Source organism: Dongia mobilis, from assembly GCF_004363235.1.
GTDB lineage: Bacteria > Pseudomonadota > Alphaproteobacteria > Dongiales > Dongiaceae > Dongia > Dongia mobilis.
In genome coordinates this window covers 404,825-430,735 of record NZ_SNYW01000008.1, presented here as the reverse complement: position 1 = coordinate 430,735, position 25,911 = coordinate 404,825, and the positions used below count along the sequence as shown (strand labels likewise).

Here is a 25,911-nt window from a genome sequence, read left to right as displayed (position 1 = left end):
GGGGATTCGGGTTCGGTGCGGATACCCCGTTTCGCCGGATTTATCCGTTGAAGCCAGAAGGAGACGGTGCCTAGGCTTGACCCTTCAACGGCCCTGACGGGGAGGCCGCCATGCCCGCTTCGCAGCAAACGAGCCGCCTTGCCGTCAGATCGGCGCGAACGCGTTGCGTCCTGGTTCCATTGACGATCGCGCTGGGAACGAGTGCCGCCGTAGTGCGAAACGTGCCGCTGCTTCTGCTGGACCTCGCCACCGGCGAAGGGGTTGTCGGGAAATCCTACATCTTCTGCTACTCGCCAGCAAATGCGCGCGCCATCGCCGGTTTCATCGCCGATGCGGTCGAACTGGTACGCGGCCAGCCGGCGGCGCCGGCCGACATTGCGCGCAAGCTTGGCCGCAGATTCGCCCTCATCGGCGTCACCGGCTCGGTTCGTGCGGCGCTTTCCGCGATCGATATCGCGCTTTGGGATGCGCTGGGCCGGCTGGCCGGACAGCCGCTCGCCACCCTGCTTGGCGCCAATTTGCGCCCGCTCCCGGCATATGACAGCCGCGGCCTCGGTTTGATGGCGCCGGAAGCCCTCGCCGCCGAGACTGAGCTTCTTCGCGCAAAGGGGTTGCGGGCGGTCAAGTTGCGGCTGGGTTACCCTACATTGTCGGAAGACCTGACAGCGGTGCGCACGGTACGACAGGTGTTACCCGAGGGAATGCCCGTGATGGTCGACTACAATCAGGCGCTGTCGCCCGCTGAGGCCGTGCAACGCGGCCATGCCCTGGCCGGCGAGAAAATCTATTGGCTGGAGGAGCCGATTCGGCATGACGACTACCCCGGAAATGCCCTGATTGCACGGTCCGTGAAGGTGCCCCTGCAAATCGGCGAGAATTTCAACGGGCCATACGCGATGCTCGACGCGATTGCAGCCGGCGCCTGCACCTATGTCATGCCTGATGTCGCCAGGATCGGCGGCGTTACCGGCTGGATGCAGGCGGCAGGCATTGCTGCTGCGAAGGCGATCGAAATGTCGTCACACTTGATGCCGGAAATCAGTGCGCATCTCCTCGCCGCCAGCCCGACCCGACATTGGCTGGAATATGTCGATTGGGCAGACGCCATACTCGAAGAACCGATGCGGATCGCAGACGGTTGCGCCATTGCGCCGGAAGGTCCCGGGCTCGGCTTCTCGTGGGACGAGGCCAAGATTGGCAAACTGGACGCGCTCTAGGCATGCCCGCTACAAGGTCCATTCGGTTCTCCACCCTTGCCTGCCGCCGGTTGATTCAATGATTGAAGATGCGAGTTCTGCCGCAGCGACATCGCAATTGCCGACGGTCATTCAAGCCGGCTTCCTCGATCTGCTCCCCCGCTTCCTTGGGCTCACCCTTCTGCTGATGCTCTGGCTGGTGCTGCAAGCCCTAGGCTGGGTGGCCGAGGCAGTTTTTCACACCTCCATCCCAACCATCCTGGCCGCAATCTTCGGTCTTGCCCTGCTGCCGCATTGGCTCTCGGTGCTGGTGGCCTTGGTGTTTCCGGCCCGGCGGCGGCTGGTCGTCGACGAAAACGGGCTTTCCTTTCGCCTCGGCATGTCGGTGTATGCGGCGGACTGGGCGCAAATCGACGCGATCACCCAGGCAAAATCGCCGTTCGGTCGACCGGCTCTGCGCGCCAGGGGCGGATTGCGCATCAGATCCTGGCTTTGGGCGGCGCTCGAATGGCCCCTTCTCCTGGCGGCGTGGCTGGCCATGGTCTGCCTCGCCGTTCTGATCGATTCGATCGCCGCCTCCGCGATCGATTTTCCGTCGAGGGACACCTACACCATCCCCCGATTGTTCACACGCGGCCAGAATCTCGGCCTATTGCAAGCGAGTCTCGGCCCGCGCCTTCAGAGGTCGTGAGCCTTGCGCAATCTGACCTCGGCCGAAAAACCACCCTCCAATCGGTTCGCGAGGATGAGACTGCCGCCATAGGCGTCGAGCAATTCGCGGGCGATGGCGAGGCCGATGCCGGTGCCGGCCACCTGCTCGTCGAGGCGCAAGCCGCGTTCGCCCAGCGCCGCGAGGGCGGCCGGCGGCACGCCCGGCCCGTCATCCAGGATGCGGATGACGACCTCGGCACCGTTGCCCGCGGTTTCCACCCGCACCATCTCGCGCGCCCATTTCATCGCATTGTCCATCAAGTTGCCGAGCAGCTCGGTGAGATCATGGGGGTCGATCGCGACCATCGCCGGCGCTTCGAATGCCAGTTCCCAGGTCAGCGTCTCGCCCTTTGGACTGCGTTTCAGCGCCTCGGCCAGGCCGGTGACGGCGCGCAGGAGATCGGCCCGGCCGCTATCCCGAGCCGGGCGACGGGTGCCGGCATGGGCGGCGAGGCGCACACGCGCCAGTTCGTGATCGACATGGCGGCGCATGCGGGCGACCAGCTGCTCGATTTCGCCGGCGATCTCGCCCTGGCCGGATTCGCGCAGCTTGCGGGCGTCATTGGCCAGCACGGTCAGCGGCGTCTTCAGGCCGTGGGCGAGGTCGCCGGCCCGCGCCCGGGCCCGCGCCACGTTCTCCTCTTGGGCATTGAGCAGTTCATTGACCTCGGTCACCAGCGGCTGGATTTCGTCCGGCATCTCGGCATCCAGGCGCTGGGCCTGGCCGGTGCGCACCGCCTGCACCGCGCGGCGCATCGCCTCCAGGGGCTTCAGGCCGATATTGACCTGGACCCAGAAGGCGGCGGTCAGCACCAGGGCGAGCAACACCAGGGCCGGGCCGATCTCGGCCGCAAATTCCCGCCGCGCCAGCGCGATCTCGCCCTCCTCCATGGCGATGGCGAAGCGCAATTCCTGCCCGGCGCCGCGCTCGAAGGTGAGACGCCGCTCATAGACCCGCAAGGTGGTCCCGTTCGGCCCGGCCAGGTCATAGATCTGCGGTCGCCCCGGTTCCGCCGCCGCTGGCGGCAGGTCCAGCGCCACGTCCCAGAGCGAGCGCGAGCGCTGCATGTCGCCCGAGGCCGGATCGACGATCTGCCAGTAGAGCCCGCCATAGGGTTGCTGGAAACGAGGATCGGCCAGGGGTCGCCGCATCTCGGCCCGGCCATCGGCCGTGAATTCCAGGGCCGCTACGATCTGGTTGAGAAAGGTATGGAGTTCCGCATCGACCCGCCGCGTCACATGGCGGTCGAACAGGGCCACCAGGCCAAATCCGGCCAGGACCAGCGCCAGGCTGATCGAGATGGCGGCCGCCAGCAGCAGCCGCAGCCGCAGCGACCGGCGCTTCATGCCGGGCCGCTGAATTCGGCCCCGCTCATCACATAGCCGAAACCGCGTCGCGTCTCGATCAATTCCGGCCCGATCTTCTTGCGCACGCGCCCGACCAGCACCTCGATCGCGTTGCTGTCGCGCTCGTAATCCTGGGCGTAGAGATGCTCGGTGAGTTCGATCTGGGTTACCACGCGGCCGGCATGATGCATCAGATACGAGAGCAGGCGGTATTCCTGGGGTGAAAGATTGAGCGGTGCGCCGTCCCTGGTGACGCGCATCTGCTTCGGGTCCAGGATCAGGCTGTTCACCTGCAGCAGGTTGTTGGCCTGCCCGGTGGAGCGCCGGATAATGGCCCGGAGCCGCGCCAGCAATTCCTCCATATGGTAGGGCTTCGGCAGGTACTCGTCGGCACCGGCATCGATCCCCTCGACCCGCTCGCTCCAGGAACCGCGTGCCGAGAGGATGAGGATTGGAAAGCGCCGGTGGTTGCCGCGCCAGCGTTTCAGGATGGAGAGGCCGTCGAGACCCGGCAAGCCTAGATCCAGGATCACCGCGTCATATTCCTCGGTATCGCCCAGGAACCAGGCGTCCTCGCCATCGCCGGTCACGTCGACGACATAGCCGGCGGCTTTCAGGGCCTGGGTGACATCCTCGGCGATGCGCCCTTCATCCTCGACCAGCAGCACCCGCATCAGTCAAACTCGACCTTTAGGACATCGCCGCTCTTGGCGTCGATCTCGACCTCGCGCACGCGTCCATCCGCGTCGATGATCTCGATATCATAGATCCAGTTGCCGGTCTTGCGCTCCAACTCGATCTCGACCACATCGCCCTGGAAATCGCGCTCAATCAGCGCCAGCACCTGGCCAAGCGGCAGGATTTCCCCCTGTTCCAGCGCCTTGCGCGCGGTTTCATGATCCTCATCGTCGTCTTCGGCACGCAGCGCCGGCGCCGGCGCCATTGCCAGGACGGCGGCGAGCAGCAGGGTGCCGGCGGCGAGAAGCGGCTTGAAAATCGACTTTTTCATCCAGCGGTCATCGCAAATCCGGCCTGACAGTTCGCTGACAGGGGTCGTCAGGGGCCGTTCAGGGCGGGGTTCCTATTCTGCTTGCACCGTAACGGATCGCCACCCCCGTTGCCATCTTTGGGGGCCATCCTTTCCATGAACATTATTCAAGGAGCCAAGTCCATGCCGTCCATCACTGCCGCGAAATTCGCCTTTATCCTGACACTCACCGCGCCGCTCGCCCTGTCCGCCGGTCCGGCCGGCGCGGATGACGATTGGGAGCGCGACGATTGCCGCGTCACCGCCGGCGCCCAGCGGATCGACAGCAGCCGGGCGATCCAGATCGCCGAAGGCCTCGGCTACCAGGTGACGGAATTCGAGATTGACGATGGCTGCATCGAACTGGAAGGCCGCGACCGCCATGGCGCCAAGATGAAGCTGCGCCTGGACCCGGTCTCCGGCGACATCATCCCCTATCGGCGATGATTCCCCAGCGCCGCATTTCCCGGATTGCCTTGACCGCGTAGAGCGCCAGAAGAAAGAGGAGTGCGACCGGCAAGGTGAGGAAGAACCAGAGCGGCGCCAGATTGGCGCCCTGCAAACCGCCGACGATGCCGATCAGCAGCGTGATCGCCATCGCGGCGGCCGGGACGCAAGCCAGCCGATGCCAGCCGCGCCGAAAACGGCGCAGGGCCCGAATCTGCAGCCACAGATAGGCCGCCAGCATCAGCAGCGGCACGACGCCATAGACGAAATCGAGATGCGGCAACGTCACTTCACCCCAGCAAGGTCACCCGAAGCGATTGCCAGCATAGCCTGCGTGCAGGCGCGCACCAACAAACAAGCTTTGTGTCAAATGCCCGGGACTTGTGACAAGGCTGTGGCGGCACGTCCCCGCTTGCCAATGCGCCGCCGGCATGACATGGCTGCGCCATCGCACCCAACCCGGTCCCCCGATGTCGCTAGACCTGTCGCACCTTTGCCAGACCTGTGGCGCCTGCTGCGCCACCGATGCCGCCTGGCCGCGCTTCAGCCTGGAGGACGAGGCGGATCTCGCCCTCATTCCACCTGATCTGGTGAAGCCGGATGGCAGCGGCATGGCCTGCGAAGGCGATCGTTGCAAGGCACTCGCCGGCGAAATAGGGCGAGCCACTACCTGCACCATCTACGGCCTGCGCCCCGATGTCTGCCGGCTCTGCCAGCCCGGCGATGACGCCTGTGCGATCGCCCGGACCAGGCACGGACTGACGCCGCTGGCCTGACCCCCCAGCCGCCGCTATTGCAGCCAGAGCGGGTCCTTCAGCTTGGCGACGAAGGCGGCATGGGCTGCCAGTTCCTCTGCCGTCGGCGCATGCGGGCGCGGCGGGCGGGCCGGGCGGTCGCCTTTGGGGCCGGCGCGGCGGGCAAAATCCATGTCGCCGCTGGCCGTCTCCTCGGCGCCGAGGGTGAGGCCGGTCTGCCGGCCGCCCAGCAATTCCAGATAGACGTCTGCCAGCAATTGCGCGTCGAGCAGTGCGCCGTGCAGCGTGCGGTTGGAGTTGTCGATGTTGAACCGCTTGCAGAGCGCGTCGAGCGAAGCGGGGGCGCCCGGGAATTTCCGGCGCGCCATGGTCACCGTATCGACCGCGCGCTGCATGGGCAGCGCCCGGCGCCCCGCCTTCTCGAGTTCGAAGTTGATGAACTTCATGTCGAACTCGGCATTGTGGATGACCAGCGGCGCCGCATCGAGGAAAACCAGGAAATCCTCAGCCACTTCGGGGAATTTCGGCTTGTCGGCGAGAAACTCGGTCGACAGGCCGTGGATGCGGAAGGCCGCCTCCGGCATCTCGCGCTCGGGATTGAGATAGCGGTGGAAGTTTTTCCCCGTGGGGATGTGGTTCATGAGTTCGATGCAGCCGATCTCGACCAGCCGGTCGCCGGTCAGCGGATCGAAGCCCGTGGTCTCGGTATCGAGGACGATCTCACGCATATTCGACATGCCCGGTCAGATGTTGCGGCAACGATTCGAACGCCACCTTGTTCCCGGCAGGATGCCCGGCCAGGAACGCGCTGGCAAGTTGGGTGGCGCGCGCCGGATCGCCGGTGGTGAAGCAGCGCAAGGCGGCCGGTACCGGGCCGAAACTCTTCATCTCGGGATGGCGGAAGAGATAGGCGGTGAGCGCGTCAGCGGTGCGCTGGGGTTGCGAGACAATGCGGGTGCGATCCGGCAGGACGGCGCGGAACAGGTGCTCGACCAGCGGATAATGCGTGCAGCCGAGCACGACGGTATCGACCGGCACGCCACCGAGCTGTCGATCGAGGGCCGCCACATGGGCGGCGACCGATTGCATCAGCCGGTCCTCGGGCGCCCCCGCCTCGATCAGTCCGGCGAGGTCGTCGCAGGCCTGCTGGAAAACGGCGAGATGCGGCGCCCGCTTCGCCACCTCATGGAGATAGGCGCCCGAGGCGACGGTGGCGGGGGTGGCGAATACGCCCAGCACCTCGCGCCGCCGCAGCCCGTCGGCTGGGCTTGCCACCGCATGCCAGGGGTTTTGTGCGATCTCCTCGATCATGGGGACGAGGACGCCAAGGCAGCGGTGGTTGGGATAGGCCAGCGGCAGCCATTCCTGCTGCAAGCGCCGCAGCGCCACGGCGGCAGCCGTGTTGCAGGCAAGGATCACCAAAGTGCAACCAAGACCGAACAGGCGGGCGACCCCAACCTGGGTCAGCGCCAGGATTTCCTCCGGCGAGCGCTGGCCATAGGGCGCATTGGCATGGTCGCCCAGATAGATGAAGCGCTGCCGTGGGAGGCGGCGGCTGAGGGCCGAGAGGATGGTGAGGCCGCCATGGCCGGAATCGAACACCCCGATCATGCAACCCGGCTCATGCTGTCCTGCGCATGCTGCGCACCACCTTCTGCAGGGCGACCAATGTCGGCCGCCGGCCCAGCCCCGTTTCCACCACCCAATCGGCCAGCAGGCGCTTCTCTCGGTCCGGCATCTGCCGGCCGAGAACCTGGGCGAGGCGCTCGGGCGTCATGCCCGGCCTTTTCAATACGCGCTGTTTTTGCAGAAATTGTGGCGCCGTCACCACGACCACGCGATCGCAGCGTTTCTCGCCCCCGGTTTCAAACAGGAGTGGGATGTCGAGCACGACCAGGTTCCGCCGCGCCGCCCGGCAGCGCCGCAGGAAGGCGGTCTCCTCGGCCCGGACCAGCGGATGCAGGATCGCCTCCAGGCGCTTCATCTCGGCGGGGCGGCCGAAGACACGGGCGCCCAGTTCGCCGCGGTCGATGGCGCCGCCGACCGCCGTTCCGGGGAAGGCGGCGGCAACCCTTGCGACCGCCTGGCCGCCGCGTCCCATCAGCCGGTGGACGGCGGCGTCGGCGTCATGCACCGGCACGCCCAGGCGTCGCAGCATGGCGGCCGCCGTGGATTTTCCCATGCCGATCGATCCGGTGAGTCCCAGGATATGCATGTCCTGGGATGGCGGCAGGACCCGATTCTTGTCAAGCGACGGGGAGGAAACTGGCTGGCAACGGCCGGCCGGAAAGCGAGGTGGAGAGAGCTGCCATGCGACTGGCGCCATGCAACTAGCGCCACCGTGACCGACATCACCGCAGCCCGCTTCGGCTTTGGACCGCCGGCCGGCTTCCGGTCTATAAGGGGGTCTCGCATCCGTCCGCCACGGGGTATCCCAGCTTCATGACCAGCATCGGGTTAGTCGTCTTCGGGCTGGTCAGCCTGCTGGGGCTGATGAGCCTGCTGCCGCCGCTGGCGGCGCGGCTGCGACTGCCCTATTCCGTCCTCCTCGCACTGGTCGGCCTCGGCCTCGGCCTCATCGTTACCTTCCGGCCGGATCTCGGCGTTCCCTCTCCCGCCCTGCACGAGATCATCGAGGCCCTGGCCAGCGTCGAGGTGTCGTCGGAATCCTTCCTGCTGATCTTCCTGCCGGCCTTGCTGTTCGAAACGGCGATCGCCATCGACGTCCGGCGGCTGCTGGACGATATCGCCCCGGTCCTGACCCTGGCGGTGCTGGCCGTCGTCATCTGCGCCGTCACGGTCGGCGTCGCCCTCGCCATGGTCTCGCCCTTCGGCCTGGTGGCCTGCCTGCTGCTGGGCTCGATCGTCGCCACTACCGACCCCGCCGCCGTCATCGGCATCTTCCGAGAGGTGGGCGTACCGAAACGGCTCACCACGCTGGTCGAGGGCGAAAGCCTGCTCAACGACGCCGCCGCCATCGCCCTTTTCGGCCTGCTGCTGCCGATCCTCCTGGGCGAGGGCCGCGCCGGCATCCTCGCCACGATCGGCCATTTCCTGACCAGTTTCCTGGGTGGCGGACTGGCCGGCTTCGTCATGGGGCGAATCGCCTGCGCCCTCCTTTCCGCCATGGGCGGCTGGCCCCGGGCCGAGATCACGCTGACCATCGCGTTGGCCTATCTGAGCTTCGTCATTCCCGAACACTACTTCCACGTCTCGGGCGTCGTCGCCTGCGTCACCGCCGGGCTGGTCCTGGGCTCGATCGGCAAGACCCGCGTCAGCGGCCATACCTTCGAACAGATGGAAGGGGTCTGGGCGCAGCTGGGCTTCTGGGCCAATTCGCTGATCTTCCTGCTGGCCGCCATGCTGGTGCCGCGCATCATGGAAGACACCACGCTCCGCGAACTGGGCTATGTCGCCGTCGTCTTCCTGGCGACCCTGGCCGCGCGCGGCATTGCCGTCTTCGGCCTGATGCCGGTCTTGACCCGGATCGGCCTGATGCAGGGCATCAACCACCGCATCAAGACGGTGATCGTCTGGGGTGGCATGCGCGGCGCCATTTCGCTGGCCCTTGCCCTCGCCGTGGTCGAGAACACGGCGCTGCCCCCGGGCCTGCGCGATTTCGTCGGCACCGTGGTATGCGGCTTCGTGCTGGCGACACTGCTGGTCAATGCCACGACCCTGCGCACCCTGGTCGGCTTTTTCCACCTCAACCGCCTGAGCCCGGTGGCGCGCGGAGTGCGCGACCGGGCCAAGCTGATGACGCTGACCGACATCGCCCACGAGGTCGAGACCATCGCCCAGGCCGAGGGTATCGACCGCGAGGTCGTGAATACGACCCTGGCCGAGATCGAGCGGCGCCAGAATATCGCCCGCAGCCAGGTGCAGGGAGCGGAATTGCCGGGCGAGGATGTCGTCAAGGTGGCGCTGACCGTCGCCACCGCGCGCGAGATCGACCGCTGCTACGAATTGCTCAACGCCCGCATCGTCGACCGGCGTGTGGCCGAGATGCTGCTGCGCGAGGCGCAGCGTGTGCGCGACGCGGTGCGCGCGCTGGGACGCCCGGCCTATCTGCAGGCGGCCGGGCAGTCGGTCCGCTTCTCGCCGACTTTCCGCTGGCGCCTGGCGCTGCATCGCCGCTTCGGCTTCGACCGGCCGCTGGCGGCAGCCCTGGCCGATCGGTTCGAGTTCCTGATGGTGCAGCACCGGATATTGACCAGCCTGGTGCCGTTCTGCCGCGACCGCCTGCAGCCCCTGGTGGGCGAGGACGTGACCGGCGCCGTGGTCGATCTGGTAGCTGCCAGGGCCGCCATCGTCGAGCGCTCGCTGATCGCCCTCAAATTGCAATATCCGGCCTATGCGGCGGAACTGCAGCGCCAGTTCCTGGCCCGTATCGCCCGCCAGCGCGAGGGCCTCGCCTACCGTGTGCTGGCCGAGAACCAGGTGGTGAGCGGCGAGGTCGAGCGCGAATTGCGCGACGAGGTCGAGGCCTATTGGCAGGGTCTCGATTCCCGGCCGCGGCTGGATGCCAGGCTCTCCGCCATCGATCTGGTGCAGCGCGTGCCGATCTTCCGCGATCTCGACATCCAGCGCCAGCAGGCCATCGCCGCCTTGCTGAAGCCGCAGCTGGAATTGCCGGATGCCGTCATCGTCAAGCGTGGCGACCGCGGCGATGCGATGTATTTCATCGCCTCCGGTGCCGTGCGCGTGCTGCTGGAGAGAGAAGAGGTTGAACTCGGCAGTGGCGATTTCTTCGGCGAGCTCGCCCTGCTCACCGGCCAGCCGCGCGTCGCCGATGTGCTTGCCATGGGCTATTGCCAGCTTCTCGCCCTGAAGGCGCGGGACTTCCAGCGCCTGCTGCTGCAGGATGCGGGATTGAAGGCACGCATCGAGGACGTGGCGAAGGAGCGGCTGAGGCGTGACTGACCGCCCGGACATGGATGTCACCGGCGGCGAAGCCGGAAAACCGCTGTCGCCGGATCCCGCCCCCGCCCCCCTGCCGCCGCTGCCCTCGGCGCGCGAGCGGCAGCTGGCCGCCGACCGGCCGCTCTACGGCATTCTCTGCCTCATCGGCGCCGGCATGATCTTCTCGGTCTTCAATGCGATCGTGAAGCATCTGGGCCAGGAATTGCCGGTGCTGGAGGTAGCCTGGGGCCGCTATGTCTTCCATCTGGTTTTCGCCCTCGGCTATGCCGCCATTGCGGCCCGCATGACCGGTTTGGGCTCGCCGCTGACATGGTCGCAGCGCTGGGGAAACTCGCTGCGCTCGCGCCGGCCGGGCCTCCAGTTCCTGCGCTCGCTGCTGATGCTGGCGACGACGCTGCTGTTCTTCCTGGCGCTTACCTATATCGACCTCGCCACGGCGACCGCGATTGCCTTCGTCGAGCCCATGGTGATCACCATCCTCTCCTTCCTCATCCTCAAGGAGACGGTCGGGTTGCGCCGCTGGAGCGCCGTCATCATCGGCTTCGTCGGCGTCCTCATCGTTGTCCGGCCGGGCTTCGGCATGGCCCATGCGGCGGTCCTGCTGCCGGTCCTCTCGGCCAGTTGCGGTGCCGGCTACAACGTCTTGACCAGGATCGCCGCGCGCCATGACGGTAACGCCACCTCGCTGTTCTATTCGGCGCTGGTGGGCTGCGTGGTGCTTTCCGCCTGCATGCCCTTCGTCTGGCAGGCGCCCAGCTGGGACCAATGGCTGCTGCTGGGCGCCATTGGGGTAACCGGCGGGGCGGCGCATACCCTGGTCATCCGCGCCTTCTCCTTCGCCTCGGCCTCGATTGTCGCGCCCTTCATCTATGTGCAGCTGCTCTGGGCCATGGCGATCGGCTATGTCTGGTTCGACAGCTGGCCCATCCTCACCACCTGGATCGGCGCCGGCATCATCATCGCCACCGGCATCTATACCGCGCATCGCGAGCGGGTGCGCGCGCGACAGAAAGCCCTATCCCAAAAGGGGTAGCGGCGCTGCAGAATGTCAGCGGTCCTGCAAATCGGCAGCGTCTAGCGGGCGCAATGGCGCCGGTGCTATAAGCTAGCCCGAGCCAGGGCTGGCCAAAACAATCCGGCAGCAAGGCCGAAAGCCCCGAAGCCAGGAACCAGGATGAAAGCCGGGGGAATTTCCCCGCGCCGCAACACAAGGGAGTGAACACCATGAATCTCGATCAAGCCAGGAAACTGGACAAGAAGTCGTTCCGGAAATACGCCGACAAGCTGAAACTGGAGACCCGCAACTTCATCGACGGCAAGTTCGTCGACGCCAGGAAGGGCCGGAAGTTCGAAACCATCAACCCGGCCACCGGCGAGGTGATCGCCTCGGTCGCGCGTTCCGACGCCAGCGACGTCGATCTGGCCGTGAAGGCCGCCCGCAAGGCCTTCAAATCGGGCGTCTGGTCCAGGATGGCGCCGCGCGACCGCATGACGGTGATCTACAAGTTCGCGCAATTGATCGAGGAGAATGCGCTGCAATTCGCGCTCCTCGATTCCACCGACATGGGCAAGCCGATCAGCGAGATGCTGAACATCGACATCCCCGGCGCGGTGATGACCTTCCAATATTTCGGCGAGACCATCGACAAGATCGAAGGCACCGTGACCTCGACGGCATCGACCGAGTTTCACTACATTCTTAGGCAACCACTGGGCGTCATCGGCTGCATCGTGCCGTGGAACTATCCGCTGATGATGGCGGCCTGGAAGATCGCCCCGGCCTTGGCGGCCGGCAATTCGGTGATCCTGAAGCCGGCCGAGCAGTCACCGCTTTCGGCCAGCCTGCTTGCAAAACTGTTCATGGAAGCGGGCGGCCCGGCCGGTGTGCTTAACGTCGTCCAGGGTCTCGGCGAGGAGGCCGGCAAGGCGCTCGCCCTCCACATGGATGTCGACAAGATCGGCTTCACCGGCTCGACCGAGGTCGGCAAGCTGATGATGGTCTATGCCGGCCAGTCGAACATGAAGCGAGTCACCACCGAATGCGGCGGCAAGACCCCGCAGATCATCACCGCCGACGCCCCCGATCTCGACATGGCGGCGCAATATGCGGTCAACGGCATCTATGGCAACCAGGGCGAGGTCTGCAATGCCGGCTCGCGCATCCTGGTCGACGCCAAGGTGCATGACGAGTTTGTCGCCAAGTTCCTGGAGAAGGCCAAGGCCAGCTTCAACCCGGGCGATCCGCTCGACCCCGCCACGACGATGGGCCCACTGGTCACCAAGGAACAACAGAAGCGTGTCCTTGGCTATATCGACATCGCCAAGAAGGAAGGCGCCAAACTGTCCCTGGGCGGCGCCGTGCCGAAGGGGCTCGAGAAGGGCTGCTATGTGGCGCCCACTCTCTTCACCGGCGTGAAGAACGACATGCGCATCGCGCGCGAGGAAGTGTTCGGCCCGGTCGGCACCATCCTCCCCTTCAAGAAGATCGACCAGGCGATCGAGATCGCCAATGATTCGATCTATGGCCTTGCTGCCTCGATCTGGACCTCGGATGTCAGCCTTGCCCACAAGGCGGCGCGCGACATCGAGGCCGGCATCGTCTGGGTCAATTGCTTCGACCATGGCGACATGACCTCGATCTGGGGCGGCTTCAAGCAATCCGGCATGGGCCGCGACAAGTGCCTGGAGACGCTGACCACGGTGACCCAGACCAAATCGGTCTGGATGCATCTCGGCTGAGCGATATTCCGTCCGCATGACGGGGGCGGCAGGGCAACCTGCCGCCCTTTTTGTTGGGGCAAATCGGCATGGTTGCAGTGACACCCGCCTTGCGACATAAAATTGAGGCGAAGCAATTGGACGCGAGGTCGGATTTGAACGTCAGGCAATGTGTCAGGGCCGCTGCGCTGGCCCCCTTGTTGGTCCTGCTGCTGGCTGCGATACCGGCTGGCCGACTTGCGTTGGCAGACGACAACGGTGTCTGCCGCGCATCCCTCGGCCTCGATGGGGAATTGCGCCAGGGGGCAGATGCCGATGCCACGGCGGCGGCCTGTCTGGCGGCTGCGGAGCAGCGCAAGGATCCGCCCTCGCAATACATGGCCGGGCTGATCTACGAGCGGGGTATTGGCCGCGAGGTGGATTCCGACAAGGCCAAGGCCTGGTATCGCCGCGCTGCCAACAAGGGCCATGCCGAGGCGCAACTGGCCATGGGTCGCCTGTCGGAGAAGACGAACTACCCCGACTGGGCGCTGGCCTGGTATGCCAAGGCGGCACTGAGCCGGAACCAGGCGGCAGCCCAGTCGCTGCTGCGCCTGAAACCGCTCAAGCCGGACGAAATGTGGCGAGCGAACATGCGCGCCATCGCCATTGATGACAGCTTTGGCGGACTGAGCGACGTCCATGCCACCGGCTCCGGCATCGTCATCGCCGAGGACGTGGTTGTCACCAACGAGCATGTGGTTGAGGGCTGCACCAATGTTACGGTTGCCCCCGGGATTCCGGCCAAGGTGGTTGCCGCGGATGCCAAGCGCGATCTCGCCATCCTGCGTACCAGGATTCGCGCCGGCGAAATTGCGACCCTTGCGGCCGATCCGGACATCGCCACCGGGAAGCCGCTGCTGACCGGGGGCTATCCGGGGGCCGGGGACAACGCGCCCACCTATACGGTGACCGAAGGCAGCCTGTCGCAGCGCAAGATCAGCCACAAGGACGAGGTCGATTTCTGGCTGCTCACCAACAAGATCGATCCCGGCAACAGCGGCGGCCCACTGGTCGACGAGGCCGGTCTGGTGCGCGGTGTGGTGTTCGCCTCGCTGCCGATCACCGGCATCGTCAAGAAATCGGCGCCAAAGGGCGGCCACGAGGGGATGGCGATCCGGCTTGCTGCGCTGAAGGGCTTTCTGGACGAGCAGAAGATCGCCTTTCGCAGCGCGGCTGCCGAGGCACCGATGAGCCGGAACGATCTCGACGCCCGGCTCGCCGGCTTTACCGTGCTGGTGACCTGCTTCCAGCCAGAGTGATGGCCGGCGCAGTCACTGGCGCAGTCACCGGCGCCGGTCGCGGCATCAGTGCTGGTCGAGAGGCTGCTGCCCTGGCATTGCGGCCTGGCTGGCAAAGATCGCCGTCAGCGGACTCTGGATGCCGCTGGCGATGGCCGCCGGCTCCAGGCCGTGGACATGGCGGATCTCGCCCTGAACCTGGCCGAGGAGGCCGCGTTTCAGCGGTGCCACCTGCAGGCGCTCCGGCCGCGCTTCGCCCGGCATGACGAAGCCGTGGGGGGCCGCCGGTACGAAGCCGAAGCGCTTGTAATAGTCGACATCGCCCACCAGCAGCACCAGATCGTGGCCCAGCTCGGCCGCGATCTCGAGGGTGCGGAAGGTTAGCGTGCGGCCGATCCCCTTGCCGGCGAGGCGGGGGGCGATGCCGAGCGGCCCCAGCAGCAGGGCGGGATGGGCCTCGGGCCCGATATGGATCGGCCAATAGCGGATCGTGCCCACGATCTCGCCGCGGTGTTCGGCGATCCAGGAAAGTTCCGCCACCGGCTCGACGCCGACGCGGTAGAGATAGGAAGCCTTGTCGAACCGCGCTCGCCCGAACACCGCGTCGAGCAACTGCTCGACGCCGGCGGCCAGCGCGGCGGATTCAGGCTTGATGGTGAACGCAAACTGCGAGGTATTGCTCTGGTTCATCGATGGAGATCCTTGGATGAAGCGGTTCTCGTTTTTGGGCAGGACCGGGTACCGGCCTTGCCTTCCGCTTCGGATCTCTCGGGTGCCTGTGGGACCCCGTCCCGCACCCTTGCAACCCTAGGCCTCGCGCACAGCCGATACCGCCACCCGCCCGGCCATGCCGTCAGCGGTGGTCAGCGATCGTCGTCGGAGACTGAGGTTGCACATCGAACGAGCCTTCCGGCTGTTGCAGATGTAGGGCGATATAGGGCAAGGCGGCCGCCAAATCCATAAAAATCTGCGGGCAGGCCGATGACAATTGCATGTTGCCGCGGTGACTGCCGACGCTTCGACTGGCGGCGCTTCGCCTACCGGACGATCGTGACCGGGCAATGGGCGAGGTTCACCACGTCGGCCGCAACCGAGCCGAGGAGCAGCCGCTTGGCGCCGGTGCGCCCTTCCGAACCCATGACGATGTGGTGATAGGAGTTGGTCTCGGCATAGGCGACGATCGCCTGGGCGATTTCATCGCCGGGCGCCCGCACCGCGGCGATGCGGCGGATGCCGGCCTTCAGCGCCACCTGGAGCGCCTCCAGCAATGCCCGGTCGGGCGGCAGGCGGCCGGCATGGATCGCTTCCGCATCCCAGACGATCGGCGCCGGGTCGTCCTTGGGGTCAGTGATGGTGATGAAACTCAGGGGCAGCGCGAGGCGCTGGGCAAGCTCGACGGCAAAGACCACGGTCTTCTGGGCCGGGGCCGATCCGTCGGTCGCGCACAGGATCTTGTCGAGGGTGACGCTCATGTCGCTTCCTTTTGCCGTTGCCGCGACTCGGGCCTGCCGCTGCCCGCCCGCCAAACATTGTCACCGATCGCCGCCCCCGCCTCAATCCTCCCGCGATCAGCCGGCGCGCCCGAAGCGTCCCGGGTCGCTCAACTCTCCCGCTTGAGCGGCCGCGCCAGCAGATTTTCCGCTTCGGCGGCGAGGCTGCCGCCGCCATGGAGAATGCGCTCGACCGAAGCCGCAATCGGCATCTCTACGCCCAATTGCCGTGCCAGCGCCAGGACGGCCGGCGCCGTGGTGACGCCCTCGGCGACGCTGCGGCGGCCGGCCAGGATATCGGCGAGCGGGCGCCCCTGCCCCATCTCGATGCCGAGCGACATGTTGCGCGATTTCGGGCTGGAGCAGGTGAGCACCAGATCGCCGAGGCCGGCGAGGCCCATCAGCGTCTCCTGCCGACCGCCCTTGGCGAGCGCCAGGCGCGTCACCTCGGCGAGGCCCCTTGTGATGAGGGCCGCGCGGGCATTGTCGCCGAGCCCGGCACCGATGGCGAGGCCGCAGGCGATGGCATAGACGTTCTTCACCGCGCCCGCGACCTCGGTCCCGACCAGGTCCTCCGAACCATAGGGCCGCAGCGCGCCGTGGCTGAGGCTTCGCATCAGGCGCTCGACCAGGGCACCATCGGGTGCGGCGATGGCAATGGCGGTCGGCAGGCCGCGCGCCACATCGATCGCGAAACTGGGCCCGGAGAGGGCGGCGACTGCAACGCCCGGCAGGGCCTCGGCCGCGATCTCGTGCAGCAGCAGGCCGCTCTCCTGCTCGATTCCCTTGGCACAGAGGACCAGCGGCGCGCCGATCCGCCAGAGCGGGCGCGCCTTCTGGCAGAAGGCGCGGAAGTGCTGCGCCGGCTGGGCATAGAGCACGGCATCGGCATCCAGCGCCGCGGCAAAATCGGCCGTCACGGCAAGTTCCGCCGGCAATTCGATATCGGGAAGATAGGCGGCATTGCACCGCGTCGCCGCGATGGTGGCCGCCAGTTCCGGGCGGCGGGCATGAAGGAAGGCGCGGCAGCCGCCCCTTGTCGCGATAAGGGCCAGCGCCGTGCCCCAGGCACCGGCGCCGATGACGGAAACCTGTGCAAGGGTCATGACAGCAGGAACCCGTCCTTGAGCGGATCGTCGGCCTCTGCGGTGAAGACCGCCCGGCCGGTATAGTAGGCGCGTCCCGCCACCTCGGCGCGGATGCAATCGAAGCGGCCGCTCGTCTCATGGCCGACGACGCGACCGTCGAACAGCGCGCCGGTGACGCTTTCGAACCGGCGCCATTCGCCATCCGCCACCTGCCCGCGCGCCGCCATCAGGGCAAGGCGCGCGGTGACGCCGCTGCCTGTGGGCGAGCGGTCGACCTCCTCGGCGGCAAAGACGCAGATATTGGCCGATGGCGCCGCCTTGCCATCACCGCCATCGGTCAGGATGGTGCCATAGAGGAAAGCGAGATCTGCATCGTCGGGATGATCCAGCGCCACGGCCTTTTTCACCGCCTCTGTAACGGCTGCAGCGGCAGCCACCAGGTCGCGCGTACGCGCGCCCCGGACATCAAGGCCAAAGGCCGCCGCCGGCAGGATTGCGTAAAAGGCGCCGCCATAGCCGATATCCAGCAGCACCCGGCCATGGCCCGGCACCTCGACCGCGCAATCGAGCGCGAAGGCGAAGGCCGGCACGCTGACGAAACTGACGCGGCCCTGCTCGGGTCCCCGTGCCGCCACCGTTACCTCGACCAGGCCGCAGGGACATTGCAGCCGAAGCCGGGCAAAGCCGTCGCCTTCCGGCTGAATGATACCCTGATCCAGCGCATAGCGGCCGAGGGCGATCGTGGCATGGCCGCACATGGTGCTGTAGCCCTCGTTATGGATGAACAGCACCGCCATATCGACACCCGGAATGTCCGGCGCGACGGGGAGGACGCCGTACATGTCGTAATGGCCGCGCGGCTCGAACATCAGGCGCCGGCGCAGATGGTCGAGATGGTCGCGGGCATAGCGTCGTTTCTCCAGGATGGTGCGGCCGGGAATCTCGGGATAGCCAGCCGTCACGATGCGTACCGGCTCGCCGCCGGTATGCATCTCGACCGTATGAATGTCGCCTGCTTCGATCCTGCCGGATTCCGACACGCCCAACTCCGTCGCCTCGAACCATGTCCGCCTTGGCCGGTTTGCGCTTTCGCGTCCGGCCCAATCGCCTGTAGTCTGAAATCCGGTCCCGGCGCAAGCCCGCGCCACGCGCCGGGGCGCCGCCCTGCAACCGACCGGACCATGCCCCAGCATCCGACTAACCGCATATTCTGCACCCGGCCCGCCTTGGCCTTGCTCGGGACCTGCCTGACGGCGCTCTCGCTGGCGATCCTGCCCGCCTCTCCTGCCTCGGCGCAATCGCCCGAAATGGCCGAGACCGCCATTGCCCAGGCGGCACGCCCGGTCGTCTCGGTGCAGCTGCCGCCCGGGCCCGGCCTGCGCCATATAGGCCTGCTGCTGGCGGCGCGGCGCGGCTATTTCACCGCCGCCGGGATCGACGTCGTGCTGCAGCAATCCGCTCCCGGGCAATCGCCGGTGGTGCGCCTGGACGAGGGCAATACGGACCTTGCCATCGACATCATGCCGGCAGCCCTGCGCGCCCGCGCTGAAGGCCGCGATGTCGTGCATGTGGCGCAGTTGTTCCAGCGCGCGACCCTCAGCCTGGTCTGCCGGCCGGCGATCGACCAGCCGGGAAAACTGGCGGGCGAGAATGTCGGCGTCTGGCTGGGCGGGTGGGAAAGCTCCTTCTATGCCTGGCTCAACCGCCTCGGTCTCAGCTATTTCGCCAGCGGTGGCGGTGTCACCGTGCTGCGCCAGGGACAGGATGCGGAGCTGTTCCTGGCTGGCGAGGCCGATTGCATGACGACCACCACCTATCTTGCCCCCATGCAACTGGCGGCACTGGGCGAGGAGCGCGCCCGGCTGGTCACCTGGCAATATGAGGAGCTCGGCCTCGGCGTGCTCGAAGACGGGCTCTACGTCCGGCGCGAGGCGCTTGCCGACCCGGTGCGGGTCGATGCCTATGCGCGCTTTCTATCGGCTGCGCTCCGAGGCTGGCAGGTCGTGCTCGACAATCCGCGCGAGGCGGAGAGGCTGCTGGCCGGCCTGCCCGAGAATGCCGAAATCGGCGGGGCGGTGATCGCCGAGGCGCTGGGCGGGATTGCCGCGGCCCTGCCGACCGATGGCGAGGTCACTGGCCGGCTCGATATGACCGCCTATGACCGCACCATCAACCTGCTGCTGACCGGCGCGCCCGAGCCGGTCCTGCGGGCGGCGCCGGATGGCGCCCTGAGCGACATCCTGCTGGCAATCCGATCCGGGCGCGCGGGCCAGCGCAACTAGGGCAAGGCGGATCGGGGCGGAGACGACCGGTCGCCCCCGCCCCGGGGACTATTCCCTGAATGCCGGCAATTCATCGAGCGGCCGGGCGCGCTTCAGGCCATGCTTGCCGGCGGGACCCTTGGCCGTAGCGACGGTAAAGGCGATGCGCGGTTCCATGGCGACGTAGAGCAGCCGGCATTCCTGGCCGCTGAGGCTCCGGCATTGCGACAGCGCGGTGCCGCCGAACACGTTGATCTGGCAGCTGATCTCCGGGCAGTAGACGCCATATGAGTTGCGGCCGTCGACGCTGACGGCAAAGGCGCCGCGTCGCATGGGATCCAGCTTGCCGAGATATTCCTGCAGCGCTTCTGCCGTCGACTGACTGATCACCAGCGGGGCCGCGCCTGGCGTCGTCGCCGCCTGCGGGGCGGCGCAGCCGGCAAGCGTCGCCGCCAGGAAGGCGATGCCGAATTGCAGGCCGCGGCGGGTCGGGTTGGCCCTGCCGGCGCAGCCGGTCCCGGTTTCAACCTGGTTTCGTCGGGTTCGCATGACGATGACTCCCATCATTAATGGTCGCGTTGTCCATCAACTAGGCCATGGGCCGGGTTGCGGCAAGTGACCGGCTTCACAGGTGCGCCGCCGCCAGGGGCCGGACCTGCGCGGAAAATTGACCGCCATCACATGCGGCGGGATTCCCAACCATGGCATTGCTGCACTACGGCGGCTAGATTTCGCCGGAGATTCGGTCCCGATGGGCCGGCATTTGCCATCAGGAGCTGCAAGCGTGACCACATCCGGAACCACGTCGCCCGACGAGGGCCCCATCTGCAACGCGCTCGGCCAGCCGGTCGGTTTCCCGGTACCTGGCTGGCAGGCCCGGCCGCTGCCGCCGCTAACGCCGATCGAGGGCCGCTTCGCCCGGATCGAGCGCCTAGACCCAAGCCGCCATGCCGCAGACCTGTTTGCTGCCAATGCCGCCGACCGCAGCGACGCCATGTGGACCTACATGCCCTATGGGCCCTTTGCCGATTTCGATGCCTATCGCAACTGGGCCGCCGACATGGCGTCGAGGACCGATCCCTTCTTTCATGCCATCATCGACCGCGCCAGCGGCGAGGCGCGGGGTGTGGCCAGCTTCCTTCGGATCGATGCCGCCAACGGCGTCATCGAAGTGGGGCATATCGCCTATGCCCCCGCCCTGCAGCGCACCAGCGCCGCCACCGAGGCGATGTACCTCCTGATGCGGCGGGTTTTCGACGAGCTTGGCTATCGCCGCTACGAGTGGAAGTGCGATGCCCTCAACGCGCCCTCCCAGGCGGCGGCCAGGCGGCTCGGTTTCACCTATGAGGGAACCTTTCGCCAGGCCGTGATCTACAAGGGCCGCAATCGCGACACCGCCTGGTATGCCATCACCGACCGCGACTGGCCCCGCCTGCGAGCCGGCTTCGAGGCTTGGCTCGCACCGGAGAATTTCGACCTGACCGGCCGCCCACGGCGACGGCTGGGCGAATTGACCGGCGCCTGAACGCCCGGCTTTCGCAACGCCAGAAGCAGGACCACCACCGGCGATCCAGTGCCGGGGAATTATTCCTTCGCCGGAGCAGTGAACCAGCGTTCCTTCGGCACGACCAGCGGCTGCGGCGGTTGTTCGTAGAACTGCGGCGACATGATCTGGACGCCATACTCGTTGAACACGTCTTGGATCGCCCCATGCAGAGCTGAGAGGGCCGGGACGCGCTCGGCCGGTGTCGAGATCACGGCAAATAGTTCGTATTCGACATAGAAGTCCGTCAGGGCCCGCTGGTAGACGTAGGGTGCAGGCGTGACGGCGATCTGCGGCACGCGTTCGGCCGCCATCAGCAGCATGGCATGAACCTGGCGCCAGGGCGTGTCATAGCCGATGGTGATCTTCGTTGAAATCTGCGAGGCGCCGTTCCCCAGGCGCTGTGAATAGTTGATGACCGTGTTTTCGACCAGAACGGAGTTTGGAATGGTCACCTCCGCATTGTTCGGGGTGATGAGCTTGGTGGATATCGCTCCGACTTCCGAAACGGTGCCTTCATGCGTATCGATCTGAACGTAATCGCCCGGGCGAAGCGATCGCGAATAAGCAAGGACCGTGCCGCTCATCATCTGTGAGACGACGCCCGTCGAACCCAGCGAAACCATGAGGCCGAAGAGAACGCTAAGACCCTGGAAGGCGAGACTGGAGGAACCGGGGATGTAGGGATAGGCGACCGCCAGGGCGATGCCCCAGATCAGGATGCGCAGGATCTTGCGCGTAGCCCCCGCTGTCTCCGGATCGACCAGCGGCACCCTGAGACGGCGTTCTTCGGCCGCCTGAATGACATTGCCCAAGGTCAGATTGACCGCCTGGGCCAGCACGATGATCACGGCGACCGTCAGAATACCTGGAATTGCATCGAGGATGCCGGCACCGAGGTCCTCGATCAGCTGCAGGACGATACCGCCCATCCGGCTGCCGAGCGGCTGGGTGACCGGGAACTGGCTTAGGGCGAAGGTAATCCAGAGATAGGCCAGCAGGAGAATCGTGAAGGTGGTCAACAACTGCACGATGCGGGCGGTGAAGGCATAGCCATAGCGTCGCCAGTCGAAACCGGCATGGGTTGCCCGCTCGATGCTGCGCGCGATGATACCGTTGACCCATTCGAGGATATGGATGCGCAGCAACCAGACCAACCAGATCAAGCCAACGCAAAGGATCGCGGCGCCAATGCTGAAGCCGATCGCGCGCGCCAGAACTTGCGGCCGGCGCTGCTCCAGCCTTGCCGAGAAGGCCTCCTTCAGCTTTTCCCGGGCGTCGAGGGCAAGCTCTTCGACTGTGGTCGGCAATTCGGGGTCGATATCCCCCGGCGAAATCCCGAACAGCAATCGGCCGTCCAGGGTGAGAACCAGCCCGGTCCGGTTGCCCAGGGTGATCTGTTCGAGCTCGATTTCATTTTCCAGCAGCGCGTCGTCGATTTCCGACAGGCGGCGATGCGAGAGTGCTGCGCGCTGCTGCGGCGTCAGCGGACCCACCGAGTCCCGGAAGGTGATAATCTCGCGGTTGAGGAAGGTCAGCGTGACCGGCGGGGGTGGGGCGACCTCCGTTGGCGCTTCCTGGGCAATCGCCGGCGCGGCAACAAGGATCTGGCCGAGCATGACCACGCAGAGTGCCGCGAATGCCAGGTGACGCCAGAGGGCCATGGGACGGTTCCTTGTTCGAGAGCGCATCATTGGCAGGCGATCATCCGGCCAGGGGCGATGGCATTATCCTTCCCAGGCCAGGATGGCCGATTCGCTGCCGTTGAAGATCTTGCCTGATCACAATCGTTCGGCAAGGCCTGCGGGCTGTCCGCTCCGGCGGGCGCCACTTTTCCGGTCGCTGACGGCAAGGGCGATACCATGAGGTGGCAACGCGGCGCGCAGGCCTCCCGGTTTGGCAACCAAGCGGGAAACATCCGAATGGGCGCTTTGCGGATCATCAAGTCAGTCCGTAATCGGGCCCTGCGGCCGCCGCGGCGCCAGTCATTGCGCTAATGGCAGTGGCACGGCAGCTGGGCAAATTGAGCGGCGCCCGACCGCTTGGCTTCTGAAACGGCCGGCTTTTGCAACGCACTGGCAAGCTTGCTATAAGGTCCGCGCCCGCTGCCCGCCCAGGGCTGCATGGCATGCGTCCCCGTAGCTCAGCAGGATAGAGCGTCGGTTTCCTAAACCGTAGGTCGGAGGTTCGAATCCTCTCGGGGACGCCATATCTCGACGCTGTCGCCACCTGAGCAACAGATGACAGGGCACTGCGCCGGGATCGTGGATGGCGGCAAGGTCGCCAAACGGCGCCCGGTCAAGCTCAAGCCAAGGAGTGCTTCGCCATGAACAGACGCGCAGCCCTTGCCAGCCTGATTGGGTTGGGTTTTGTTCTTGTTTCGTTCAGATCTCCCAAGGCCAGTGCCCCGCAGATGCACCTGGTCAAGGATCCCAATTGCGGCTGCTGCACGGATCATGCGGCCTATCTGCAGGCACATGGTTTCGCGGTCACGATCGAGGAATCGACCGATCTCGACCAGATCCGGCGCCAGCGGGGCATTCCCGATCATCTCGCCGGCTGCCATTCGATCTTCGTCGAAGGCTATGTCATCGAAGGCCATGTCCCCGCCGCTGCGATCCGCAAGCTGCTGGCCGAGCGCCCGGCCATCAAGGGTATTGCGCTTCCCGGCATGCCGCCAGGATCGCCGGGCATGAGCGGCACCAGGGAGGGGCCATTGCTGGTGCTGGTGATCGACGACGGCATCATGCCACGCACCTTCTGGTCGGATTAGCGGCTGCATATCCGGCCTTGGCGATGTCGAACCTTGCCACGCGGGAAGGTTCAGGGACGTGTCTCGGTCGCGCCAAGAAGGTGCCACAAGAACGTACCAATCCTGCCTTATATGGATGTTGGGCGTCGCCTTGCGCTTGACCGGAAGTACAATATCTCGCATAGAGACGAAGACGTCTCCCTCGTTTATTGCGGCGGCAAACAAGCGTGCAAATGGCAAGGCTGACACGCCTCCTGATGGCGATTATGTTCCTGGTCACCGCGGTTGCGGGAACGTCGGCCAGTGCGCACGCTTTGTGCGGGGGATGGTCGGACGTACTGGCCGGCCGACAATCGACAGATGAATTCTCTCAAGGTTCCGGGCACGCATCCGGACACGAACACAATTCCCGGCATGACCATGGGAACGGTCATGGGCATGAGAACCGGGATGAAGTGAGCCCCCAGGCGGCGCTCGGCCACGACCACCTGCAGATCACCGCCGCGAAGGCCCCATCGCATGATCACGGCCAGTCGGACCAAGGGATCAGCGATGCGCTGCCGAGCCACTGCCATGGCAGTGCCGGTTGCCCGGGCTGCGTCCTTGCAACGATCGGGGACTTGCCTGCCATGGCATTGACGACAATCCTCTTCCGGTATGCACCGGTTGACGGCAGTTCCCTGGAACCGATCGGTCATTTGCACCCGCCCCAGTTCGCCTGAGTTCTCATCAGCGGTTTGTTCCTGCAATCCCGCGCCGGTGACGGTCGCGGTGATCATGGCAGGCGCATCCGGCTGAAAAGCATCGCTGCCTATAGCTGGCGGCGCAGGACCTTATGCAACTGGAGCACATCATGCAGAAAAATCTGCCCATTCTGGCGGCGGCATTTCTCGGGCTTGTCTGGCCGATTTCGGCGCCAGCAACGGACGAAGTGGCCGCCCCGTCCCATCCCGCCGATCCGGCGCAAGCCGATCGTCAAGCCGACACCATCGATCCCTTCGCACTCGCCGTTCCGCTGCTAAACCGCGAGGCGCCAATCCCTTCCTACAGCGGGGTCACCGCGCCTAGCGGTCAGCCGGCAACCGGCCGGACCGACATGATGCCGGGGATGGATCACGGCAACATGCACGGCATGGATCACGGCAACATGCATGGTGCTGGTCATGATCACATGCCGGCCATGCCCGGCAACTGAGGGGAGGGTGCAATGAAGCTTCCCTTTCCCCTGGCCGAGGTCGCGGCTCGCCATTCCAAATGGTTGCTGATGGCAGGGACTGCCTTGCTGGTTTCCGCCTGTTCGGCCACGGAACTGGCGAATTTTCCCGACACCAACCGGGTTGTGGCGCGCGCCGACTATCTGGACCGCAAGCCGCTGCCTGCACTCAGCGACTATCAGGTGGCCGCGCAGCAACGTGTCCGCAACCTGCTGACTCGGCCGATGACGGTGGGTGCGGCGGTCGAGATCGCCATGCTCAACACGCCGCATCTGCAGCAGGTCTATCAGTCGCAGCAGATCTGGGACGAGGACCTGGTCCTCGCCATGGCAGAGGCCGCGGCAACCGAAACCGACGTCAACCATACCGAGATGGATTGGACGGCCGCACGCCTAGCCCTCATGAAATCGGTCAATACGGTCGACCGTTTCGACTTCCCGAAGGAGTATTTCGATACGGTCGAGGATTTCGTCGAAGTGGGCGAGGACGTGCGCAAGGCCTATTTCGCGGCAGTCGCGGCACAGCAATTGCAGAACATGCTGGAGCATGCGGCCACCGCCACGCAGGCGGCGGCCGAACTGGCAAATGCGCAATACCAGGCCGGTACGGCAAACCGGCGCGCGCAGGCCTTGCACCACATGACCCATGCCGAAGTGGTGAAGGCGCTGGCGCATGCCAAGCTGGAGGCCGTATCCACGCGCGAGACGCTCAATCGCCTGCTCGGCCTCTGGGGGGACGACGCCAACTGGACGGCGCCGGAAACCTTGCCGCCATTGCCGGAGGCGCGCCCGGTCTTCGACGGCCTGGAGGAGTTCGCCCTCGAGCGACGCCTCGACCACCTCAGCGAACGGAAATCCTGGGCACTCTGGCACAGTGCCGTCGATGTCCGCTCCGAGGTTCGGGAAAACTATGCCGCCCTGCAGATCCATTACGACATCGCCAAGTACCAGCGCGACACCGTGCTGCCGCTCTCCGACGTCGTGCTGGGTGAAACCCAGCTCGAGTACAACGGCATGCTGATGGGCGTCTATGACCTGATCGATGACACGCGCGGTCAGGTCGAAGCGGGCCGCGAATATGTGGCGGCACTGCGGGATTATTGGATTGCCGAGGCCGAGCTGGTGCAATCGGTCGGCGGCGCATTGCCCAATTGAGGAAC

27 protein-coding genes and 1 tRNA gene are annotated in these 25,911 nt (G+C 65.9%); 14 read left to right on the top strand and 14 right to left on the bottom strand.

Annotated features, from left to right (window positions below; genetic code table 11):
• The first annotated feature begins 110 nt into the window (after positions 1–110).
• Together A8950_RS10770 and A8950_RS10765 are read left to right on the top strand one after the other, a co-directional pair.
• Positions 111–1,217 (top strand): enolase C-terminal domain-like protein, encoded by a 1,107-nt coding sequence (locus tag A8950_RS10770; RefSeq protein WP_133613646.1) that lies wholly within the window; start codon positions 111–113, stop codon positions 1,215–1,217.
• A 58-nt stretch (positions 1,218–1,275) separates the two neighbouring features.
• Positions 1,276–1,887: a hypothetical protein gene (locus A8950_RS10765; RefSeq protein WP_133613645.1), complete on the top strand. Its 612-nt coding sequence runs from the start codon at positions 1,276–1,278 to the stop codon at positions 1,885–1,887.
• Here A8950_RS10765 and A8950_RS10760 read toward each other — a convergent pair.
• The 3 genes from A8950_RS10760 to A8950_RS10750 are packed head-to-tail and all read right to left on the bottom strand — an operon-like array spanning position 1,875 to position 4,263.
• Complete coding sequence (locus A8950_RS10760; protein ID WP_133613644.1) at positions 1,875–3,254, bottom strand: ATP-binding protein; 1,380 nt, start codon at positions 3,252–3,254, stop codon at positions 1,875–1,877. The genes A8950_RS10765 and A8950_RS10760 overlap by 13 nt on opposite strands.
• Entirely contained in the window at positions 3,251–3,928 is a 678-nt protein-coding gene (locus A8950_RS10755) for a response regulator transcription factor (protein WP_133613643.1), read from the bottom strand. Before A8950_RS10755 ends, A8950_RS10760 begins: the two co-directional genes overlap by 4 nt.
• Positions 3,928–4,263 (bottom strand): PepSY domain-containing protein, encoded by a 336-nt coding sequence (locus tag A8950_RS10750; RefSeq protein ID WP_133613642.1) that lies wholly within the window; start codon positions 4,261–4,263, stop codon positions 3,928–3,930. Before A8950_RS10750 ends, A8950_RS10755 begins: the two co-directional genes overlap by 1 nt.
• A gap of 162 nt (positions 4,264–4,425) precedes the next feature.
• Here A8950_RS10750 and A8950_RS10745 point away from each other — a divergent pair, with 162 nt between their 5' ends.
• Positions 4,426–4,728: a PepSY domain-containing protein gene (locus tag A8950_RS10745; RefSeq protein WP_166645112.1), complete on the top strand. Its 303-nt coding sequence runs from the start codon at positions 4,426–4,428 to the stop codon at positions 4,726–4,728.
• On the opposite strand, the gene A8950_RS10740 is transcribed toward A8950_RS10745, so the two are convergent.
• Positions 4,709–5,017, bottom strand: coding sequence for a hypothetical protein (locus A8950_RS10740; protein WP_133613640.1), 309 nt, complete (start codon positions 5,015–5,017; stop codon positions 4,709–4,711). The genes A8950_RS10745 and A8950_RS10740 overlap by 20 nt on opposite strands.
• A 181-nt stretch (positions 5,018–5,198) precedes the next feature.
• Here A8950_RS10740 and A8950_RS10735 point away from each other — a divergent pair, with 181 nt between their 5' ends.
• Positions 5,199–5,504 (top strand): YkgJ family cysteine cluster protein, encoded by a 306-nt coding sequence (locus A8950_RS10735; RefSeq protein WP_133613639.1) that lies wholly within the window; start codon positions 5,199–5,201, stop codon positions 5,502–5,504.
• Positions 5,505–5,518: 14 nt separating this feature from the next.
• On the opposite strand, the gene dnaQ is transcribed toward A8950_RS10735, so the two are convergent.
• The 3 genes from dnaQ to coaE are packed head-to-tail and all read right to left on the bottom strand — an operon-like array spanning position 5,519 to position 7,698.
• Positions 5,519–6,211: a DNA polymerase III subunit epsilon gene (dnaQ, locus tag A8950_RS10730; RefSeq protein WP_133613638.1), complete on the bottom strand. Its 693-nt coding sequence runs from the start codon at positions 6,209–6,211 to the stop codon at positions 5,519–5,521.
• The gene (locus A8950_RS10725; RefSeq protein WP_133613637.1) at positions 6,204–7,094 is read right to left on the bottom strand and encodes a glutamate racemase; all 891 of its coding nucleotides are present in this window, start codon (positions 7,092–7,094) and stop codon (positions 6,204–6,206) included. The genes dnaQ and A8950_RS10725 overlap by 8 nt, the downstream gene beginning before the upstream one ends.
• Before the next feature lie 10 nt (positions 7,095–7,104).
• Positions 7,105–7,698 (bottom strand): dephospho-CoA kinase, encoded by a 594-nt coding sequence (coaE, locus tag A8950_RS10720; protein WP_133613636.1) that lies wholly within the window; start codon positions 7,696–7,698, stop codon positions 7,105–7,107.
• Positions 7,699–7,925: 227 nt separating this feature from the next.
• On the opposite strand from coaE, the gene A8950_RS10715 reads away from it, so the two are divergent.
• The 4 genes from A8950_RS10715 (at position 7,926) to A8950_RS10700 (ending at position 14,425) form a co-directional block, all read left to right on the top strand.
• Positions 7,926–10,406 (top strand): cation:proton antiporter, encoded by a 2,481-nt coding sequence (locus A8950_RS10715; protein ID WP_133613635.1) that lies wholly within the window; start codon positions 7,926–7,928, stop codon positions 10,404–10,406.
• Positions 10,399–11,439, top strand: a complete 1,041-nt coding sequence (locus A8950_RS10710) for a DMT family transporter (protein ID WP_133613634.1) — start codon at positions 10,399–10,401, stop codon at positions 11,437–11,439. The genes A8950_RS10715 and A8950_RS10710 overlap by 8 nt, the downstream gene beginning before the upstream one ends.
• Positions 11,440–11,630: 191 nt before the next feature.
• Positions 11,631–13,145 (top strand): aldehyde dehydrogenase, encoded by a 1,515-nt coding sequence (locus A8950_RS10705; protein ID WP_133613633.1) that lies wholly within the window; start codon positions 11,631–11,633, stop codon positions 13,143–13,145.
• A gap of 221 nt (positions 13,146–13,366) precedes the next feature.
• Positions 13,367–14,425 carry a tetratricopeptide repeat-containing serine protease family protein gene (locus A8950_RS10700; protein WP_166645111.1) on the top strand — a complete coding sequence of 353 codons (1,059 nt, stop codon included), beginning with the start codon at positions 13,367–13,369 and terminating at the stop codon, positions 14,423–14,425.
• Positions 14,426–14,470: 45 nt separating this feature from the next.
• On the opposite strand, the gene A8950_RS10695 is transcribed toward A8950_RS10700, so the two are convergent.
• The 4 genes from A8950_RS10695 to A8950_RS10680 form a co-directional block, all read right to left on the bottom strand.
• Positions 14,471–15,094: a GNAT family N-acetyltransferase gene (locus A8950_RS10695; protein WP_133613631.1), complete on the bottom strand. Its 624-nt coding sequence runs from the start codon at positions 15,092–15,094 to the stop codon at positions 14,471–14,473.
• Positions 15,095–15,441: 347 nt separating this feature from the next.
• Positions 15,442–15,876, bottom strand: a complete 435-nt coding sequence (locus tag A8950_RS10690) for a universal stress protein (RefSeq protein WP_133613630.1) — start codon at positions 15,874–15,876, stop codon at positions 15,442–15,444.
• Positions 15,877–16,004: 128 nt separating this feature from the next.
• A complete protein-coding gene (locus A8950_RS10685) occupies positions 16,005–17,000 on the bottom strand; it encodes an NAD(P)H-dependent glycerol-3-phosphate dehydrogenase (protein WP_133613629.1) in 996 nt (331 codons plus the stop codon).
• On the bottom strand, positions 16,997–18,022 hold the full coding sequence (locus A8950_RS10680) for a proline racemase family protein (protein WP_243735604.1): 1,026 nt from the start codon (positions 18,020–18,022) through the stop codon (positions 16,997–16,999). The genes A8950_RS10685 and A8950_RS10680 overlap by 4 nt, the downstream gene beginning before the upstream one ends.
• 186 nt (positions 18,023–18,208) lie before the next feature.
• Between A8950_RS10680 and A8950_RS10675 the strand changes: the two genes are divergently transcribed.
• On the top strand, positions 18,209–19,264 hold the full coding sequence (locus A8950_RS10675; protein ID WP_166645110.1) for an ABC transporter substrate-binding protein: 1,056 nt from the start codon (positions 18,209–18,211) through the stop codon (positions 19,262–19,264).
• Positions 19,265–19,312: 48 nt separating this feature from the next.
• On the opposite strand, the gene A8950_RS10670 is transcribed toward A8950_RS10675, so the two are convergent.
• Positions 19,313–19,792, bottom strand: coding sequence for a hypothetical protein (locus A8950_RS10670; protein WP_133613626.1), 480 nt, complete (start codon positions 19,790–19,792; stop codon positions 19,313–19,315).
• A gap of 235 nt (positions 19,793–20,027) precedes the next feature.
• Here A8950_RS10670 and A8950_RS10665 point away from each other — a divergent pair, with 235 nt between their 5' ends.
• On the top strand, positions 20,028–20,768 hold the full coding sequence (locus A8950_RS10665) for a GNAT family N-acetyltransferase (RefSeq protein WP_243735603.1): 741 nt from the start codon (positions 20,028–20,030) through the stop codon (positions 20,766–20,768).
• Positions 20,769–20,827: 59 nt separating this feature from the next.
• Here the strand turns inward: A8950_RS10665 and A8950_RS10660 are convergent, their stop codons facing one another.
• Complete coding sequence (locus A8950_RS10660; RefSeq protein WP_166645109.1) at positions 20,828–22,450, bottom strand: mechanosensitive ion channel family protein; 1,623 nt, start codon at positions 22,448–22,450, stop codon at positions 20,828–20,830.
• A 468-nt stretch (positions 22,451–22,918) separates the two neighbouring features.
• Here A8950_RS10660 and A8950_RS10655 point away from each other — a divergent pair.
• Together A8950_RS10655 and A8950_RS10650 are read left to right on the top strand one after the other, a co-directional pair.
• A tRNA-Arg gene (locus A8950_RS10655) sits at positions 22,919–22,995 on the top strand.
• Between the two features lie 117 nt (positions 22,996–23,112).
• A complete protein-coding gene (locus A8950_RS10650) occupies positions 23,113–23,559 on the top strand; it encodes a DUF411 domain-containing protein (RefSeq protein ID WP_133613623.1) in 447 nt (148 codons plus the stop codon).
• Between the two features lie 185 nt (positions 23,560–23,744).
• Here A8950_RS10650 and A8950_RS10645 read toward each other — a convergent pair whose 3' ends face one another.
• Positions 23,745–24,317, bottom strand: a complete 573-nt coding sequence (locus A8950_RS10645; RefSeq protein ID WP_133613622.1) for a hypothetical protein — start codon at positions 24,315–24,317, stop codon at positions 23,745–23,747.
• Positions 24,318–24,391: 74 nt separating this feature from the next.
• Here A8950_RS10645 and A8950_RS10640 point away from each other — a divergent pair, with 74 nt between their 5' ends.
• Both A8950_RS10640 and A8950_RS10635 read left to right on the top strand, forming a co-directional pair.
• On the top strand, positions 24,392–24,733 hold the full coding sequence (locus tag A8950_RS10640; protein ID WP_133613621.1) for a hypothetical protein: 342 nt from the start codon (positions 24,392–24,394) through the stop codon (positions 24,731–24,733).
• Positions 24,734–24,745: 12 nt separating this feature from the next.
• Entirely contained in the window at positions 24,746–25,906 is a 1,161-nt protein-coding gene (locus A8950_RS10635) for a TolC family protein (RefSeq protein WP_133613620.1), read from the top strand.
• The last annotated feature ends 5 nt before the right edge of the window (positions 25,907–25,911 follow it).